This window comes from Rhizobium sp. BK418 (assembly GCF_004341105.1).
Classification (GTDB): Bacteria; Pseudomonadota; Alphaproteobacteria; order Rhizobiales; family Rhizobiaceae; genus Rhizobium.
This window is the reverse complement of record NZ_SLZK01000001.1, coordinates 362,200-378,468: the sequence shown is the minus strand read 5'-3', so window position 1 is coordinate 378,468 and position 16,269 is coordinate 362,200. Positions and strand designations below refer to the sequence as shown.

The window sequence follows — 16,269 nt, the reverse complement described above, 5'->3', positions numbered from 1 at the left end:
CCGAAGACGGAAAATATCAGGCGGCGACAGACTGCTCTTCAGCAGCGACGCGGGCCTTGTCGGCTGCGCCCTTCGCGTAGGTGTCGCGATCAACGAATTCGATGACGGCAAGAGCAGCGTTGTCGCCCTGGCGGAAGCCGGCCTTCATGATACGCAGGTAACCGCCATTGCGGGTTGCGTAGCGCGAAGCGATCGTGTCGAAGAGCTTCGAAACGACAGCAGCGTCCTTGATCTGCGAGATCGCCTGACGACGAGCGTGCAGGTCGCCGCGCTTGCCGAGGGTGACGAGCTTCTCGACGATCGGGCGGATTTCCTTCGCCTTCGGCAGTGTCGTTACGATCTGCTCATGGGTAATGAGCGAAGCAGCCATGTTGGCAAACATTGCCTTGCGATGGCTTGCGGTTCTATTCAGCTTGCGGCCGGCCTTTGCGTGGCGCATTGCTATTCTCCTTTAATGCAGTGCCCTTACTTCGTTACCGGGCCTGCCGTTTCCTGGCACATGCAGGCGATAGGCCTGCTGTTTGACGGGGAAAGGCAGCCGTAAAGAGCCTGCCTTTTTGTTATGTTCTTGCGATCGGCGTGCGGGCGGGAAACCGCTTCACACTTTTCCTCACGCCGCTCAGTACTGGTCTTCGTAACGCTTTGCGAGATCTTCAATGTTCTCGGGCGGCCATGCCGGCACTTCCATGCCGAGGTGCAGGCCCATGGAAGCGAGAACTTCCTTGATTTCGTTCAGCGACTTGCGACCAAAGTTCGGGGTGCGGAGCATTTCTGCTTCGGTCTTCTGAATAAGGTCGCCGATGTAGACGATATTGTCGTTCTTCAGGCAGTTTGCCGAACGAACAGACAGTTCGAGCTCGTCCACCTTCTTGAGGAGCGCCGGGTTGAAGGCCAGTTCGGTGACTGCTTCTTCTTCGGCTTCCTTCTGCGGTTCGTCGAAGTTGACGAAGACGCCAAGCTGGTCCTGCAGGATGCGAGCCGCGAAAGCGACGGCATCTTCGCCGGAAACAGAGCCATCGGTTTCGATGGTCATGGTCAGCTTGTCGTAGTCGAGAACCTGTCCTTCGCGGGTGTTTTCAACCTTGTAGGACACCTTCTTGACCGGCGAATAGAGGCTATCGACCGGGATGAGGCCGATCGGAGCATCTTCCGCACGATTGCGCTCGGCCGGGACATAGCCCTTGCCGTTATTGACGGTGAACTCCATGCGGATTTCTGCACCCTCGTCGAGCGTGCAGATGACATGCTCGGGGTTGAGGATTTCGATATCGCCGACCGTCTGAATGTCGCCAGCTGTTACAACGCCTGGACCTTGCTTGCGCACGACCATGCGCTTTGCATCGTCGCCATCCATCTTGATGGCGATTTCCTTGATGTTGAGCACGATGTCCGTAACGTCTTCGCGGACGCCCGGGATCGAGGAGAATTCATGCAGCACGCCGTCGATCTGCACGGCCGTAACAGCGGCACCGCGCAAAGAGGAGAGCAGAACGCGACGCAGCGCGTTGCCGAGGGTGAGGCCGAAACCGCGCTCGAGCGGCTCTGCAACGAGAGTCGCCTTGGTGCGCGAGCTCGAAGAGAACTCCACCTTGTTCGGCTTGATCAATTCCTGCCAGTTCTTCTGAATCATGATTTTGCCTTCCGTTCGTTGCCACCATCCAATCGTGGCAACCGAGCTTGAAAACCACCGGGAGCGCTGTGGCGCTCACCGGTGACGATAGCGATGATCAGACGCGGCGCTTCTTGCGCGGACGGCAGCCATTGTGCGGAATCGGGGTCACGTCGCGGATGGACGTAATCATGAAACCGGCAGCCTGGAGCGCGCGCAGAGCCGATTCACGACCGGAACCCGGGCCGCAAACTTCGACTTCCAGCGACTTCATGCCATGTTCCTGAGCCTTCTTGGCGCAGTCTTCGGCAGCGATCTGGGCAGCGAACGGGGTCGACTTGCGCGAGCCCTTGAAGCCCTTGGCGCCAGCAGACGACCAGGCAATCGCATTGCCCTGCGCGTCAGTGATGGTGATCATCGTGTTGTTGAAGGTCGAGTTGACGTGAGCGACACCCGACGAGATATTCTTACGCTCGCGACGGCGAACGCGGACGGCTTCCTTAGCCATAGTATTCCTTTCTTGGATCTCTTCACCGCCGTAATCCCAGCGGCTACACCGGAACGGCCCCTGTATGGCGCCGCTCCAAACTCAAAAGAGGCCGGCGCAGACCGCCAGCCTCCCCTCTCCGGTTTCCCGGAAATTACTTCTTCTTACCAGCGATCGCCTTTGCCGGACCCTTGCGGGTACGGGCATTGGTGTGCGTGCGCTGACCGCGGACCGGAAGGCCACGACGGTGACGCAGGCCGCGATAGCAGCCGAGGTCCATCAGACGCTTGATGTTCATCGCGGTTTCGCGACGAAGATCGCCCTCGACCTGATAGTCACGGTCGATGGTTTCGCGGATCTGAAGGACTTCAGCATCCGTCAGCTGATGAACGCGGCGATCAGCCGGAATACCGACCTTTTCAATGATCTCCTGCGCGAATTTCGGACCGATCCCGTGAATGTAGGTCAGCGCGATGACGACGCGCTTTGCAGTCGGGATGTTGACGCCAGCGATACGTGCCACGCCTGTTCTCCTTGCATTCCAGTTGCCATCCGGCAATAGGGCTTCGTTATGCAGCCTAGGGCCGCTCGTTCAAATTCGGGTTCTCAACATCACAAAACGATCGAACCCGGATTTCCTTCGGGAAATCCGCGCCGATCGCAGGGAATGTCGCGAGTTGGCGCGGTTTAGCGGAATCAGTGCAAAAAAGCAACCGGCCCCGCCAAGTTTATTTTCTAAGCCTTTAAAGCTTGGAAAGAATGCCTTCGATCTCGGTCGTAACCTGATCGATCTCGGCCATACCATCGACGGACTTGAGCTTGCCCTTGGCGTAGTAGTAGCCGATCAGCGGCGAGGTTTCCTTGTAGTAGACCTCGAGACGCTTGGTCATGGTCTCGGCATTGTCATCGGGCCGACGCTTGAAGTGGGTCGAACCGCACTTGTCGCAAACGCCTTCCTTGACCGGGATCTTGTCCGTGTCGTGGTAGACGGTGCCGCACTGGGCGCAGGAGTAACGGCCTGCCACGCGGCGGACCAGTTCCTTGTCGTCAACACGGAATTCAATGACAACCGAGAGATCGATACCTTTGGCTTTCAGCATCGCCTCGGTGGCATCCGCCTGCACCAGCGTGCGCGGGAAGCCATCGAGGATAAAACCGTTGGCGCAATCGGGTTGATCGATTCGCTCGGAGACGATGGCGTTGACAATCTCGTCAGAGACCAGATTTCCGGCGTCCATGACAGCCTTGGCGCGCTTGCCGACTTCAGTACCGGCCTGGACGGCGGCGCGCAGCATATCACCCGTGGAAAGCTGCGGAATACCGTACTTTTCCACGATCCGCTGAGCCTGGGTCCCCTTACCCGCGCCCGGCGGCCCCAAAAGTATAAGTCTCATCGCCCCCTCTTTCCTCCTCGCAACTTCGATTTCTTGATCAGGCCTTCGTACTGCTGTGCGATCAGATGGCCCTGGATCTGCGCCACCGTATCAAGAGTTACGCTAACCACGATCAAAAGCGAAGTCCCACCAAGGGATAATGGAATGCCGGTTTGCGACACCAGAATCTCGGGAAGGATGCAGACGAAGACGAGATAGATTGCGCCGAGCACCGTGATACGGGTCAGCACGTAGTCGATATATTCGGCGGTACGATCGCCCGGGCGGATGCCGGGGATGAAGCCGCCATGCTTCTTCAGGTTATCGGCCGTGTCCTTCGGATTGAAGACGATAGCCGTATAGAAGAAGGCGAAGAAGGCGATGAGGCACGCATAGAGCACCATGTAGAGCGGCTGACCGTGGCCGAGGGCAGCAACAATCGATGTTGCCCAGGCAGGCATCGCCGTCGTGCTGGCAAAGCCTGCAACCGTCGCCGGCAGTAGCAGCAGCGAGGATGCGAAGATCGCCGGAATAACGCCCGAAGTGTTCAGCTTCAGCGGCAGGTGCGACGTGTCGCCCTGGAACATGCGGTTGCCGACCTGACGCTTTGGATACTGGATCAGCAGACGGCGCTGCGCACGTTCGACGAAGACGATGACGCCGATGACGGCGATCGCAACGACGATGACGGCCAGGATAAGCGTCGTCGACAGTGCACCGGTGCGGCCGAGTTCCAGCGTACCGGCAAGAGCGGTCGGCAGACCTGCCGCGATGCCGGCGAAGATGATCAGCGAGATGCCGTTGCCGATGCCGCGCGAGGTGATCTGCTCACCAAGCCACATCAGGAACATGGTGCCGCCGAGCAGCGTCAAAACGGTCGAAATGCGGAAGAACCAGCCCGGATCGACAACAAGGCCATTGCCACTCTCGAGACCGACGGCAATGCCGTAGGCCTGCAGCGCGCCGAGGATTACCGTGCCGTAGCGGGTATACTGGTTGATGATCTTGCGCCCCTGCTCGCCTTCCTTCTTCAGGTTTTCGAGCGCCGGCACGACCGAGGTCATGAGCTGCACGATGATCGAGGCGGAGATGTAGGGCATGATGCCGAGCGCGAAGATCGCCATGCGCTGCACGGCGCCGCCCGAGAACATGTTGAAGAGGCCGAGAATGCCGCCGGCCTGCCCCTGAAATGCCTGGGCATAGGCCTGCGGATTGAGGCCTGGAAGCGGGATATGGGTGCCCAGCCGGTAGACGAGGAGAGCTGCCAGTGTGAACCACAGGCGCTTCTTAAGATCCTCGGCTTTGGCGAAGGTAGAAAAATTGAGGTTTGAAGCCAGTTGTTCCGCTGCAGAAGCCATGCGTTTCTCCGCGCTACCAATTCCGGGCGCTCTCGAGTCGGCCGGCACCAGAATCAGTATGAATTTCTTTTAAAAACCGGGCTTCGGATGGATCGCTGGCGCAACCCGATGCCTCACCCTCGTTTCCAGTCTTACCGCCCCGACGCGGATGCGTTCAAGAAGGTTTTTGTGAGGCTCACATATGGGAGCAAAATCGCCCGGTGTGAAGCACCCCGGGCGATATATCATCAGTTTATTATTCTGCCGCTGCGGCAGAAAGAAGCGTTACCTTGCCGCCAGCCTTTTCGATCTTCTCGACGGCAGACTTGGAAGCGCCTGCAACTTCGAGCGTGATCTTGGCCTTGAGATCGCCATCGGCGAGAACGCGAACGCCGTCCTTGGCGCGGCGGATGACGCCGGCGGCCTTCAGAGCAGCTGCATCAACGGTCGCCTTCGCGTCGAGCTTTCCGGCATCGACGGCAGCCTGGATGCGTGCCAGCGATACGACAACGTAGTCGGCTGCGAAGATGTTGTTGAAGCCGCGCTTCGGCAGGCGACGGTAGATGGGCATCTGACCGCCTTCGAAGCCGTTGATGGCGACACCCGAACGGGACTTCTGACCCTTTACACCGCGACCGCCGGTCTTGCCGGAGCCCGAGCCGATACCGCGGCCGAGGCGCTTGCGGCTGTGGGTAGAGCCTTCGTTATCCTTGATTTCATTGAGTTTCATGAGCGTTACTCCGGTCTCACTTCTCGTCGACAACGCGAACGAGATGCTGGACTGCACGGATCATCCCGCGAACAGCCGGAGTATCTTCCAGCGTGCGACGACGGTGCATCTTGTTCAGTCCGAGACCGATCAGCGTGCGCTGCTGGACGTCCGGACGGCGAATCGGGCTGCCGATCTGTTCGATCGTGACAGTCTTCGCTTCAGCCTTCTTGGTAGCCTTGGCCATTGGTCAGCTCCTCTTATTCTTCAGAGGCGTTGCCAGAAGCGGCACGGCGAGCCTGGAGCGTAGCATACTTGATGCCGCGCTGTGCTGCGATGTCCTTCGGGTGAACCTGGTGCTTCAGAGCGTCGAAGGTGGCGCGAACCATGTTGTAGGGGTTCGACGAACCGGTCGACTTGGCGACGACGTCGTGGACGCCGAGCGTTTCGAAAACGGCGCGCATCGGACCACCGGCGATGATACCGGTACCGACCTTGGCCGAGCGCAGCAGAACCTTGCCCGCGCCATGACGGCCATGAACGTCGTGATGCAGCGTACGGCCGTCACGCAGCGGTACGAAGATCATGTCGCGCTTTGCGCTTTCCGTAGCCTTGCGGATAGCTTCCGGCACTTCGCGCGCCTTGCCATGACCGAAGCCTACGCGGCCCTTCTGGTCGCCAACGACGACGAGAGCGGCGAAACCGAAGCGACGGCCACCCTTGACGACCTTTGCGACGCGGTTGATCGCGACCAGCTTGTCGACGAATTCGCTATCGCGCTCTTCACGGCTCTGGCGGTCTTCCCGCTGCGGCCTTCTTTCCTGTGCCATTGTCCTCTTCCTTTTTCTTTTCCGGGTGCAATCGGCAAACAAAACGAGGACCGCATCGGCTTCCCAGAGGGAACGATCTGCGGTCCGTGAAATCCGGCCGAGGCTTTTTGAAAGTCTCGGCCGGAAACTGATTAGAAGGTCAGACCGCCTTCGCGGGCTGCTTCTGCCAGGGCCTTGATACGGCCGTGATAGATGAAGGCGCCACGGTCAAATACGACCTCGGTGACGCCTGCCTTGGAGGCGCGCTCTGCAACCAGCTTGCCGACGAGGGCAGCTGCTGCGGTGTCGGCACCGGTCTTCAGAGAACCGCGCAGATCCTTGTCGAGGGTCGATGCCGCGGCAAGCGTCTTGCCGGCAACATCGTCGATGACCTGTGCGTAGATGTTCTTCGACGAGCGATGAACCGACAGGCGCGGACGGCCATTGGCCACCGACTTGAGATGACGGCGCACGCGGTTGGCGCGACGTGCAAGTGCTTCTTTCCTGCTAGCCATTTCGCGTGATCCTTACTTCTTCTTGCCTTCTTTGCGGACAATCCGCTCTTCGGCATACTTGACGCCCTTGCCCTTGTAGGGTTCCGGACCGCGGTATTCGCGGATTTCGGCGGCAACTTGACCGACCTGCTGCTTATTGATGCCGGTGACGACGATTTCCGTCGGCTTCGGCACAGCGATCGTGATGCCCTGCGGCGGCTCATAGACCACGTCGTGGCTGAAGCCGAGAGCCAGTTGCAGGTTCTTGCCCTGCATAGCGGCGCGGTAACCAACGCCGTTGATTTCGAGCTTGCGCTCGTAGCCGTCCTTGACGCCCTTGAAGATGTTTTCGATCATCGTGCGGGACATGCCCCACTTCGAACGAGCATCCTTCGTCTGGGAAAGCGGCATTACGACGACCGCATTGTTTTCGAGCTTGACGCTGATTTCATCATTCGCGACGAAAAACAGCTCGCCCTTCGGGCCCTTAGCGGAAACCTTCTGGCCATCGACCGTAGCCGTGATCCCAGCAGGCACCTGAACGGGCTTCTTACCGATACGAGACATGTTTCTATCCTGTCTGTTCGCTATGGAGACCCTGCCCTGTCTTAGAAGACCGAGCAGAGAACCTCGCCACCAACGTTCTGTTCGCGAGCCTGGTGATCGGCCATCACGCCCTTCGGGGTCGAAAGGATGGTGATGCCGAGGCCGTTCGCGACCTGCGGAATGGACTTGACCGAGACATAAACCCGGCGGCCCGGCTTGGACACACGGCCGATCTCGCGGATCACCGATGCGCCTTCATAGTACTTGAGTTCGATGTTGAGCTCGGACTTGCCGTTGCCGAAATCGACGACGGAGTAGCCACGGATGTAGCCTTCGGCCTGGAGCACATCGAGAACACGCGCACGGAGCTTGGAAGCAGGTGTCGAAACCGACGACTTGCGACGCGAAGCACCGTTGCGGATGCGGGTGAGCATATCGCCCAACGGATCAGTCATTGTCATCTAACCTGCTCCTTACCAGCTCGACTTGACGATGCCCGGCACCTTGCCGAGATTGCCCAGTTCGCGCAGCGCGATACGCGACATACGCAGTTTACGGTAATAAGCGCGCGGACGACCGGACACTTCGCAACGGTTGCGAATGCGGGTCTTCGATCCGTCGCGCGGCAGGGATGCCAGCTTGATCGAGGCCTTGAACCGCTCTTCGATCGGAAGAGCCTGGTTCATGATGATCGCCTTCAGAGCTGCACGCTTGGCAGCCTGGTTTGCGACCGTATTACGGCGGCGCTTGTTCTTTTCAACTGCGCTTGTCTTCGCCATGTCAGGTTCCTTTTCTACGCTCGTCGTTACGGTTAGTGACGGAACGGGAAGCTGAACTCCGTGAGGAGCGTGCGAGCTTCGTCGTCGGTCTTGGCCGTCGTGCAAACGATGATGTCCATGCCCCACATCTGATCAACCTTGTCGTAGTTGATTTCAGGGAACACAATGTGCTCCTTGATGCCCATGGCGAAGTTGCCACGGCCGTCAAAGCTCTTCGGGTTCAGGCCGCGGAAGTCGCGAACGCGCGGAAGCGCGATGTTGACCAGGCGATCCAGGAACTCGTACATGCGGGCGCCGCGCAGGGTTACCTTTGCGCCGATCGGCATGTTTTCGCGGACCTTGAAGCCTGCGATGGAGTTGCGTGCACGGGTGATGACCGGCTTCTGGCCAGCGATGGCAGCCAGGTCGGCAGCAGCAACGCTCGGCTTCTTCGAGTCAGCCGTGGCTTCGCCAACACCCATGTTGATTACGATCTTGTCGAGCTTCGGGATCATCATCTCGTTCGTGTAGGAGTACTTCTCCTGCAGCGCCTTGCGGATCCGCTCAACATATTCCTTCTTGAGCCGCGGCTCGTACTTTGCCTCAGCCATCGATCACATCTCCCGAACGCTTGGCCACGCGGACCTTCTTGCCGTCAACAACCTTGAAACCGACGCGGGTCGGCTTGCCGTCCTTGTCGACGATTGCGACGTTGGACAGGTGGACCGGAGCTTCCTTGGAAATGATACCGGCTTCCTGGGTCTGCGTCTGGCGCTGGTGGCGCTTCACGACGTTAACGCCGCGAACGACGGCGCGATCTTCCTTCGGCAGAACCTGGAGCACTTCGCCAGTGCGGCCCTTGTCCTTGCCTGCGAGCATGACGACCTTGTCGCCCTTACGAATCTTCTGCATCGTTCTCGCTCCTTACAGTACTTCGGGAGCCAGCGAGATGATCTTCATGTGGTTCTTAGCGCGCAGTTCGCGCGGAACCGGTCCGAAGATACGGGTGCCGATCGGCTCTTTCTTGTTGTCGATGAGGACTGCTGCGTTGGTGTCGAAGCGGATGACGGAGCCATCCGGACGACGGATGTCCTTGGCGGTGCGAACGACAACCGCCTTCATCACGTCACCCTTCTTCACACGGCCGCGCGGAATAGCTTCCTTGATCGAAACGACGATGACGTCGCCGATCGAGGCATACTTGCGCTTCGAGCCGCCCAGCACCTTGATGCACATGACACGACGTGCGCCGGAATTATCCGCCACGTCGAGGTTTGTTTGCATCTGAATCATATCAGGTCGCCTTCTTGTTCTTACCGGAATGGTTGGGCAAAGCCCCCTCTTCCGGCTTATGAAAAATGTCTGCCGGCCGCTCGTCACAAGGACAGCGAAAACACGGCAATAGCTTGAATAGCGCGGGGTAGATCGTTGCCAGGGTGGTTTCCCAAACGGGACCTTCCGTGCGCTCAAAGCAAAAGAACGCCCGGCATTCGAGCGTTCCGACGCTGCTTCATACAGAAATTTCCGCGAGACGCAAGGCCTCGCGCGAAATTCTTACTTCACCTGGGCGGAAACGACCGTCCAGCGCTTGTCCTTGGAGATCGGTGCGCACTCCTCGATGGAGACGATATCGCCGATCTTGTACTGGTTGTTTTCGTCGTGAGCCTTGTACTTCTTGGAGCGACGAACGGTCTTCTGCAGCAGCGGATGAGCGAAACGACGCTCAACACGAACTACGACAGTCTTCTCGTTCTTGTCACCAACCACGACGCCCTGCAGAATGCGCTTCGGCATGTTTTTCTTCCTTTAAGCCTTTGCTTCTGCCGCCTTCTGGCGGGCAATGGTTTTGACGCGTGCGATGTCCTTGCGGACTTCGTTGATGCGCGAGGACTTTTCCAGCTGGCCGGTTGCCTTCTGGAAGCGCAGGTTGAACTGCTCCTTCTTCAGGTCAGCAAGCTTGTCCTTGAGCTGGTCGGCCGTGAGGCCGCGTACTTCTTCGGCTTTCATCGTGCCTTCTCCTTACTCTGCGATGCGCTGAACGAAGCGCGTCTTGACCGAGAGCTTGGCCGAGCCGAGGCGGAGCGCTTCACGCGCGATTTCCTCGGAGACACCGTCGATCTCGAACATCATACGACCGGGCTTGACCTTGCATGCCCAGTATTCCACGGAACCCTTACCCTTACCCATACGGACTTCGGTAGGCTTTGCGGTTACCGGTACGTCCGGGAACACGCGGATCCAAACACGGCCGGCGCGCTTCATGTAACGCGTGATCGCGCGGCGGGCCGCTTCGATCTCACGTGCGTTAACGCGGTTCGGCTCCTGAGCCTTCAGGCCGAATTCGCCGAAGGCCAGGTCAGAACCGCCCTTGGCTACGCCCTTGATGCGGCCCTTGAACTGCTTGCGATACTTAGTACGCTTTGGCTGCAACATTTTCTAACTTCTCCGAGCTTATCTTTCGCCAGCGCTAATTACGCGTTGTCGCGTTCGCGGCGACGATCGCCACGGTCGCGTTCGCGGCTTGCCGGGCCCTGTGCGTCGCCTTCCAGCGCGCGGCGTTCGGAAGCCATCGGATCGTGCTCAAGGATTTCGCCCTTGAAGATCCAGACCTTGATGCCGCAGATACCGAATGCGGTTTCGGCTTCAGCCGTACCGTAGTCGATGTCAGCGCGCAGGGTGTGCAGCGGAACGCGGCCTTCGCGGTACCATTCCGTACGAGCGATTTCTGCACCGCCGAGACGGCCGGCGCAGGTGATCTTGATGCCTTCGGCGCCAAGACGCATCGCAGACTGAACGGCGCGCTTCATGGCGCGGCGGAAAGCCACGCGGCGCTCGAGCTGCTGGGCGATCGACTGAGCAACGAGCGTTGCGTCGATTTCCGGCTTGCGCACTTCAACGATGTTGAGGTGCGTTTCGGAGTTCGTCATTTCCGACAGCTTCTTGCGGAGCTTGTCGATGTCGGCGCCCTTACGGCCAATGATCAGGCCCGGACGGGCCGAGTGGATCGTGACGCGGCACTTCTTGTGCGGACGTTCGATGACCACCTTTGCGATACCAGCCTGCTTCAGTTCGCTCATGATGAACTTACGCATCTTCAGGTCTTCGTGCAGGAGCTGGCCGTACTCGGCATTGTCCGCAAACCAGCGGCTATCCCAGGTACGGTTGATGCCAAGACGGAAACCAATCGGATTGATTTTCTGACCCATTATGCGGCCTCCTCTTGTGCCTGCACTTCACGAACGACGATCGTCAGGTGAGCGAACGGACGTTCGATACGCGATGCGCGGCCGCGGCCGCGAGCGTGGAAGCGCTTCATGACGATCGACTTGCCGACATAGGCTTCGGCGACGACGAGGGCGTCGACGTCGAGGTCATGGTTGTTCTCGGCGTTGGCGATCGCAGATTCGAGCGTCTTCTTGACGGCGCCTGCGATGCGCTTGCGGGAGAATTCCAGCTCGGCGAGTGCACGATCGACCTTCTTGCCGCGGATAGCCGCGGCAACCAGGTTGAGCTTCTGTGGGCTGACGCGGAGCGTACGGGCGACTGCTTGCGCCTCGTTGTCCTTCAGCCGGCGTTCGGCTTTTGCCTTGCCCATTGTTACTTCCTCTTTGCCTTCTTGTCCGCGCCGTGACCGTAGTAGGTACGGGTCGGAGAGAATTCACCGAATTTGTGGCCGACCATGTCTTCGTTGACGCTGACCGGAACATGCTTGCTGCCGTTGTAGACGCCGAAGGTGAGACCGACGAACTGCGGCAGGATCGTGGAGCGACGGCTCCAGATCTTGATTACTTCTGCACGTCCGCCTTCACGAACCTTCTCAGCCTTCTTGAGAAGATAGCCGTCAACAAACGGACCTTTCCATACTGAACGAGCCATTGAGGACTTCCTCTCTTACTTCTTGCGCTGATGACGCGAACGCATAATGAACTTGTCGGTCGACTTGTTCGACCGGGTGCGCTTGCCCTTGGTCGGCTTGCCCCAAGGGGTCACCGGATGGCGACCACCAGAGGTACGGCCTTCACCACCACCGTGCGGGTGGTCGACAGGGTTCATGACGACACCGCGGTTGTGCGGACGCTTGCCGCGCCAAACGGTACGACCGGCCTTGCCGTCGTTGATGTTGGCATGATCGGGGTTGGAAACGGCACCGATTGAAGCAAGGCAGATGCCATTCACGAGGCGCTGTTCGCCAGAGTTCAGGCGAAGGATAGCCATACCTGCGTCACGGCCGACGAGCTGTGCGTAGGAACCGGCGGAGCGAGCGATCTGGCCACCCTTGCCCGGCTTCATTTCCACGTTATGGATGATGGAGCCGACCGGAATGTACTGCAGCGGCATCGTGTTGCCAGGCTTGACGTCGACAGCCTTGTCGGAAGCGATGACCTTGTCGCCGGCAGCAAGACGCTGCGGAGCAATGATGTAGGCCTGCTCGCCATCGGCATAGCTGATGAGCGCGATGAATGCCGTACGGTTCGGGTCGTATTCGATACGCTCGACCGTGCCTTCAACGTCGAACTTGCGACGCTTGAAGTCGACCAGACGGTAGCTGCGCTTGTGACCGCCGCCGATGAAGCGGGCAGTGATGCGGCCGAGGTTGTTACGGCCGCCGCTCTTGGTCAGACCTTCGGTCAGTGCCTTAACCGGCTTGCCCTTGTAGAGCGAGGAGCGATCAACGATGACCAGCTGACGCTGGCTCGGGGTCGTCGGATTGAAAGTTTTCAATGCCATCTTTTTATTCCTCAGAGACCGGTGGAGACGTCGATCGACTGGCCTTCAGCCAACGTCACGACAGCCTTCTTCACGTCCTGCTGCTTGCCGACAAAACCGCGGAAACGACGGGTCTTGCCCTTGCGCAGCAGGGTGTTGACGGCCGTGACCTTGACGCCGAAGAGCGCCTCGACTGCAGCCTTGATTTCCGGCTTCGTCGCCTTCTTGGCGACATTGAAAACAACCTGGTTGTTTTCCGATACCAGCGTGGACTTTTCGGTGATCGCAGGAGAAACGATCACATCGTAGTGGCGAAGATCGGTCACTTGAATCGCTCCTCTAGCGCTTCAACGGCAGCCTTGGAAAGCACGAGCTTGCCGCGGCGGACGATGTCGTAAACGTTGATGCCCTGGATCGGCAGAACATCCACGTTCGGGATGTTCTGGGCCGCGAGCTTGAAGTTGCCGTCGAGCTCGGCGCCGCCAATGAAGAGGGCGTTGGTCAGGCCCAGCGACGCGAATACGCCGGCGAGAGCCTTGGTCTTTGCTTCCTTGGCGACGAGATCATCGATGATGATCAGTTCGTCAGCCTTGATCTTGGCAGAAAGCGCGTGGCGCAGGCCGAGTGCGCGAACCTTCTTCGGAAGGTCGTGCTCGTGGCTGCGAGCGACCGGGCCGTGGGCCTTACCACCGCCGCGGAACTGCGGAGCGCGAGCCGAATGGTGACGAGCGCGGCCCGTACCCTTCTGCTTGTACATCTTGGCGCCGGTGCGCGAAACGTCCGCGCGGCCCTTTGCCTGGTGCGTGCCCTGCTGCTTCTTCGCAAGCTGCCAGCGAACTACGCGGGCAAGGATGTCTTCGCGGGGCTCGAGACCGAAAATCGCATCAGAAAGGGAAACCTTCCCAGCGTCTTTTCCCTCGAGGGTCTTGACGTTCAATTCCATTGGTCTGGCTCCCTTACTTCGCTGCCGACTTGACGGCGTCGCGCACGATGATCCAGGCACCCTTGGAACCGGGTACTGCACCCTTGATCAGGATCAGACCGCGATCTTCGTCGGTCGAAACCACTTCAAGGTTCTGCGTCGTCACGCGCGTCTGGCCCATGTGACCAGCCATCTTCTTGTTCTTGAAAACCTTGCCCGGATCCTGGCGCGAACCCGTCGAACCATGCGAGCGGTGCGAAACAGACACACCGTGCGTGGCGCGCAGACCGCCGAAGCCGTGGCGCTTCATGGCGCCGGCAAAGCCCTTACCGATCGTCGTGCCGGTGACATCGACGAGCTGACCAGCAGCAAAGTGACCAGCCTTGAGCTCAGTGCCAATGTCGAGCAGGTTGTCTTCCGAAACACGGAATTCCTGCAGCTTGGCCTTCGGCTCAACGTTTGCGACGGCGAAGTTGCCGCGCATGGCCTTGGACGTGTTCTTTACCTTGGCCTGGCCAGCACCGAGCTGAAGCGCGGTATAGCCATTCTTTTCTACGGTGCGCTGGGCTACGACCTGGCAGCCATCCAAACGCAGTACCGTTACCGGGACATGCTCGCCGGCGTCGTTGTAGACGCGGGTCATTCCCACCTTCTGTGCAATCACACCTGAACGCATCGGTTCAATCCTTCCAACTCAGCTCGAGCAAGCTCAGAGCTTGATCTCAACATCGACACCGGCGGCGAGATCGAGCTTCATCAGCGCGTCTACCGTCTGCGGGGTCGGGTCTACGATGTCGAGCAGGCGCTTATGCGTGCGCATCTCGAACTGTTCGCGGCTCTTCTTGTCGATGTGCGGGGACCGGTTGACCGTAAACTTCTCGATGCGGGTCGGAAGCGGAACGGGGCCCCGGACGCTTGCACCGGTGCGCTTCGCCGTCGACACGATCTCGCGCGTGGAAGCATCGAGAATCCGGTGATCGAACGCCTTCAGGCGAATGCGGATATTTTGGCCGTTCATTCGACGTTATCCTTGTGTTTGTTTTCCTCATGTCTCTCAACAAGACACGGGTTGTTCTTTCTTCCTAAGGCGGACCACCGGTTTCAAAGATCGAGAGGGCGCCGACAGCGGCGTCCCTATCCAGTCTTCAGGGCCTTTTAGCCCACCTTATTGGTTGTTGTAGTCGCCGCCTCGTTATCCAAAGCGGTACGCAAATCGCGCTCGCGCGCCATTTGCAACATTTCTGTGTAATAAGCAAGCGGCTTGCGCCGCTTGCATCATAATAATGTCATCGAATCGGCTGCCCGCCGGAGCAGCCGAAGGAATTATTCGACGATAGCAGCGACGATGCCTGCACCGACGGTGCGGCCGCCTTCGCGGATGGCGAAGCGAAGCTTTTCTTCCATCGCGATCGGAACGATCAGCTCGACGTCAACCGTGACGTTGTCGCCAGGCATGACCATTTCCGTGCCTTCCGGAAGCGTCACGATGCCGGTGACGTCCGTCGTGCGGAAGTAGAACTGCGGACGGTAGTTCGTGAAGAACGGCGTATGACGGCCGCCTTCTTCCTTCGTCAGGATATAGGCTTCGGCCTTGAACTTCTTGTGCGGCTTGACAGAGCCCGGCTTGCACAGAATCTGGCCACGCTCGACGCCGTCACGGTTCACACCGCGAACCAGAGCACCGATGTTGTCGCCAGCCTGGCCCTGGTCGAGCAGCTTGCGGAACATTTCAACGCCGGTCACCGTCGTCTTCGACGTCGGACGGATGCCGACGATCTCGACTTCTTCACCAACCTTGATGATGCCACGCTCGACACGGCCCGTCACAACCGTACCACGGCCGGAGATCGAGAACACGTCTTCGATCGGCATCAGGAACGGCTGGTCGATCGGACGCTCAGGCGTCGGGATGTAGGCGTCAACCTGAGCCATCAGCTCGCGGATCGCGTCTTCGCCGATCTTCTTGTCGCTGTCTTCAAGAGCTGCAAGGGCCGAACCCTTGACGACCGGGATGTCGTCGCCCGGGAAGTCGTAGGACGACAGGAGTTCGCGAACTTCCAGTTCGACGAGCTCGAGCAGTTCGGCGTCGTCAACCTGGTCGACCTTGTTGAGGAACACGACAATCGCCGGAACGCCAACCTGGCGGGCAAGCAGGATGTGCTCGCGCGTCTGCGGCATCGGGCCGTCAGCAGCCGAGCAAACCAGGATCGCGCCGTCCATCTGCGCCGCACCCGTGATCATGTTCTTCACATAGTCAGCGTGGCCGGGGCAGTCGACGTGCGCATAGTGACGGTTGGCCGTCTCATACTCGACGTGAGCCGTCGAAATGGTGATGCCGCGTGCCTTTTCTTCCGGCGCTGCGTCGATCTGGTCATACGCCTTGAATTCACCGAAGTACTTCGTGATCGCTGCCGTCAGAGACGTCTTGCCGTGGTCAACGTGGCCGATCGTGCCAATGTTGACGTGCGGCTTGTTGCGCTCAAACTTACTCTTTGCCATTTTCGGCTCTCCATTCTTT

At 59.2% G+C, this 16,269-nt stretch carries 28 protein-coding genes; all 28 read right to left on the bottom strand.

The window, feature by feature from the left end:
• Positions 1–16: 16 nt before the first annotated feature.
• Complete coding sequence (rplQ, locus tag EV281_RS01880) at positions 17–439, bottom strand: 50S ribosomal protein L17 (RefSeq protein WP_112572283.1); 423 nt, start codon at positions 437–439, stop codon at positions 17–19.
• A 180-nt stretch (positions 440–619) separates the two neighbouring features.
• Positions 620–1,630 carry a DNA-directed RNA polymerase subunit alpha gene (locus EV281_RS01875; protein WP_018115507.1) on the bottom strand — a complete coding sequence of 337 codons (1,011 nt, stop codon included), beginning with the start codon at positions 1,628–1,630 and terminating at the stop codon, positions 620–622.
• 97 nt (positions 1,631–1,727) lie between these two features.
• Entirely contained in the window at positions 1,728–2,117 is a 390-nt protein-coding gene (rpsK, locus tag EV281_RS01870) for a 30S ribosomal protein S11 (protein ID WP_003547577.1), read from the bottom strand.
• 133 nt (positions 2,118–2,250) lie between these two features.
• A complete protein-coding gene (gene rpsM / locus EV281_RS01865) occupies positions 2,251–2,619 on the bottom strand; it encodes a 30S ribosomal protein S13 (protein WP_066875641.1) in 369 nt (122 codons plus the stop codon).
• A gap of 220 nt (positions 2,620–2,839) precedes the next feature.
• Positions 2,840–3,490, bottom strand: coding sequence for an adenylate kinase (locus EV281_RS01860; protein ID WP_132651247.1), 651 nt, complete (start codon positions 3,488–3,490; stop codon positions 2,840–2,842).
• Positions 3,487–4,827, bottom strand: a complete 1,341-nt coding sequence (secY, locus tag EV281_RS01855; protein ID WP_132651246.1) for a preprotein translocase subunit SecY — start codon at positions 4,825–4,827, stop codon at positions 3,487–3,489. The genes EV281_RS01860 and secY overlap by 4 nt, the downstream gene beginning before the upstream one ends.
• 235 nt (positions 4,828–5,062) lie before the next feature.
• The gene (rplO, locus tag EV281_RS01850) at positions 5,063–5,536 is read right to left on the bottom strand and encodes a 50S ribosomal protein L15 (protein WP_132651245.1); all 474 of its coding nucleotides are present in this window, start codon (positions 5,534–5,536) and stop codon (positions 5,063–5,065) included.
• Positions 5,537–5,552: 16 nt separating this feature from the next.
• Positions 5,553–5,762 (bottom strand): 50S ribosomal protein L30, encoded by a 210-nt coding sequence (rpmD, locus tag EV281_RS01845; RefSeq protein ID WP_007812887.1) that lies wholly within the window; start codon positions 5,760–5,762, stop codon positions 5,553–5,555.
• Between the two features lie 13 nt (positions 5,763–5,775).
• Complete coding sequence (rpsE, locus tag EV281_RS01840) at positions 5,776–6,345, bottom strand: 30S ribosomal protein S5 (RefSeq protein WP_112572295.1); 570 nt, start codon at positions 6,343–6,345, stop codon at positions 5,776–5,778.
• Between the two features lie 131 nt (positions 6,346–6,476).
• The gene (gene rplR, locus EV281_RS01835; protein ID WP_132651244.1) at positions 6,477–6,839 is read right to left on the bottom strand and encodes a 50S ribosomal protein L18; all 363 of its coding nucleotides are present in this window, start codon (positions 6,837–6,839) and stop codon (positions 6,477–6,479) included.
• Between the two features lie 12 nt (positions 6,840–6,851).
• Positions 6,852–7,385 (bottom strand): 50S ribosomal protein L6, encoded by a 534-nt coding sequence (rplF, locus tag EV281_RS01830; protein ID WP_132651243.1) that lies wholly within the window; start codon positions 7,383–7,385, stop codon positions 6,852–6,854.
• 41 nt (positions 7,386–7,426) lie between these two features.
• Entirely contained in the window at positions 7,427–7,825 is a 399-nt protein-coding gene (gene rpsH, locus EV281_RS01825) for a 30S ribosomal protein S8 (protein WP_112572299.1), read from the bottom strand.
• Positions 7,826–7,837: 12 nt separating this feature from the next.
• Complete coding sequence (gene rpsN, locus EV281_RS01820) at positions 7,838–8,143, bottom strand: 30S ribosomal protein S14 (protein ID WP_018115514.1); 306 nt, start codon at positions 8,141–8,143, stop codon at positions 7,838–7,840.
• Between the two features lie 32 nt (positions 8,144–8,175).
• Positions 8,176–8,733, bottom strand: coding sequence for a 50S ribosomal protein L5 (gene rplE / locus EV281_RS01815; RefSeq protein ID WP_132651242.1), 558 nt, complete (start codon positions 8,731–8,733; stop codon positions 8,176–8,178).
• Positions 8,726–9,034 (bottom strand): 50S ribosomal protein L24, encoded by a 309-nt coding sequence (gene rplX / locus EV281_RS01810; protein WP_132651241.1) that lies wholly within the window; start codon positions 9,032–9,034, stop codon positions 8,726–8,728. Before rplX ends, rplE begins: the two co-directional genes overlap by 8 nt.
• A 12-nt stretch (positions 9,035–9,046) precedes the next feature.
• Positions 9,047–9,415, bottom strand: a complete 369-nt coding sequence (gene rplN, locus EV281_RS01805; RefSeq protein ID WP_003573790.1) for a 50S ribosomal protein L14 — start codon at positions 9,413–9,415, stop codon at positions 9,047–9,049.
• A 261-nt stretch (positions 9,416–9,676) separates the two neighbouring features.
• Positions 9,677–9,916, bottom strand: coding sequence for a 30S ribosomal protein S17 (rpsQ, locus tag EV281_RS01800; RefSeq protein WP_132651240.1), 240 nt, complete (start codon positions 9,914–9,916; stop codon positions 9,677–9,679).
• Between the two features lie 12 nt (positions 9,917–9,928).
• On the bottom strand, positions 9,929–10,129 hold the full coding sequence (rpmC, locus tag EV281_RS01795; RefSeq protein ID WP_007531673.1) for a 50S ribosomal protein L29: 201 nt from the start codon (positions 10,127–10,129) through the stop codon (positions 9,929–9,931).
• A 12-nt stretch (positions 10,130–10,141) separates the two neighbouring features.
• Positions 10,142–10,555 carry a 50S ribosomal protein L16 gene (rplP, locus tag EV281_RS01790; protein ID WP_003573792.1) on the bottom strand — a complete coding sequence of 138 codons (414 nt, stop codon included), beginning with the start codon at positions 10,553–10,555 and terminating at the stop codon, positions 10,142–10,144.
• A gap of 38 nt (positions 10,556–10,593) precedes the next feature.
• Positions 10,594–11,328, bottom strand: coding sequence for a 30S ribosomal protein S3 (rpsC, locus tag EV281_RS01785; protein WP_132651239.1), 735 nt, complete (start codon positions 11,326–11,328; stop codon positions 10,594–10,596).
• A complete protein-coding gene (gene rplV, locus EV281_RS01780) occupies positions 11,328–11,717 on the bottom strand; it encodes a 50S ribosomal protein L22 (RefSeq protein WP_112572307.1) in 390 nt (129 codons plus the stop codon). Before rplV ends, rpsC begins: the two co-directional genes overlap by 1 nt.
• Before the next feature lie 2 nt (positions 11,718–11,719).
• The gene (gene rpsS, locus EV281_RS01775; protein WP_007531666.1) at positions 11,720–11,998 is read right to left on the bottom strand and encodes a 30S ribosomal protein S19; all 279 of its coding nucleotides are present in this window, start codon (positions 11,996–11,998) and stop codon (positions 11,720–11,722) included.
• Positions 11,999–12,013: 15 nt separating this feature from the next.
• Positions 12,014–12,850 (bottom strand): 50S ribosomal protein L2, encoded by an 837-nt coding sequence (gene rplB, locus EV281_RS01770; protein WP_132651238.1) that lies wholly within the window; start codon positions 12,848–12,850, stop codon positions 12,014–12,016.
• 11 nt (positions 12,851–12,861) lie between these two features.
• Positions 12,862–13,155 carry a 50S ribosomal protein L23 gene (locus tag EV281_RS01765; RefSeq protein WP_132651237.1) on the bottom strand — a complete coding sequence of 98 codons (294 nt, stop codon included), beginning with the start codon at positions 13,153–13,155 and terminating at the stop codon, positions 12,862–12,864.
• Complete coding sequence (gene rplD, locus EV281_RS01760) at positions 13,152–13,772, bottom strand: 50S ribosomal protein L4 (protein WP_132651236.1); 621 nt, start codon at positions 13,770–13,772, stop codon at positions 13,152–13,154. Before rplD ends, EV281_RS01765 begins: the two co-directional genes overlap by 4 nt.
• Positions 13,773–13,785: 13 nt before the next feature.
• On the bottom strand, positions 13,786–14,427 hold the full coding sequence (gene rplC, locus EV281_RS01755) for a 50S ribosomal protein L3 (RefSeq protein WP_132651235.1): 642 nt from the start codon (positions 14,425–14,427) through the stop codon (positions 13,786–13,788).
• A 33-nt stretch (positions 14,428–14,460) separates the two neighbouring features.
• Complete coding sequence (gene rpsJ / locus EV281_RS01750; protein WP_003547547.1) at positions 14,461–14,769, bottom strand: 30S ribosomal protein S10; 309 nt, start codon at positions 14,767–14,769, stop codon at positions 14,461–14,463.
• 305 nt (positions 14,770–15,074) lie between these two features.
• Entirely contained in the window at positions 15,075–16,250 is a 1,176-nt protein-coding gene (gene tuf / locus EV281_RS01745) for an elongation factor Tu (RefSeq protein ID WP_112706399.1), read from the bottom strand.
• Positions 16,251–16,269 lie beyond the last annotated feature (19 nt).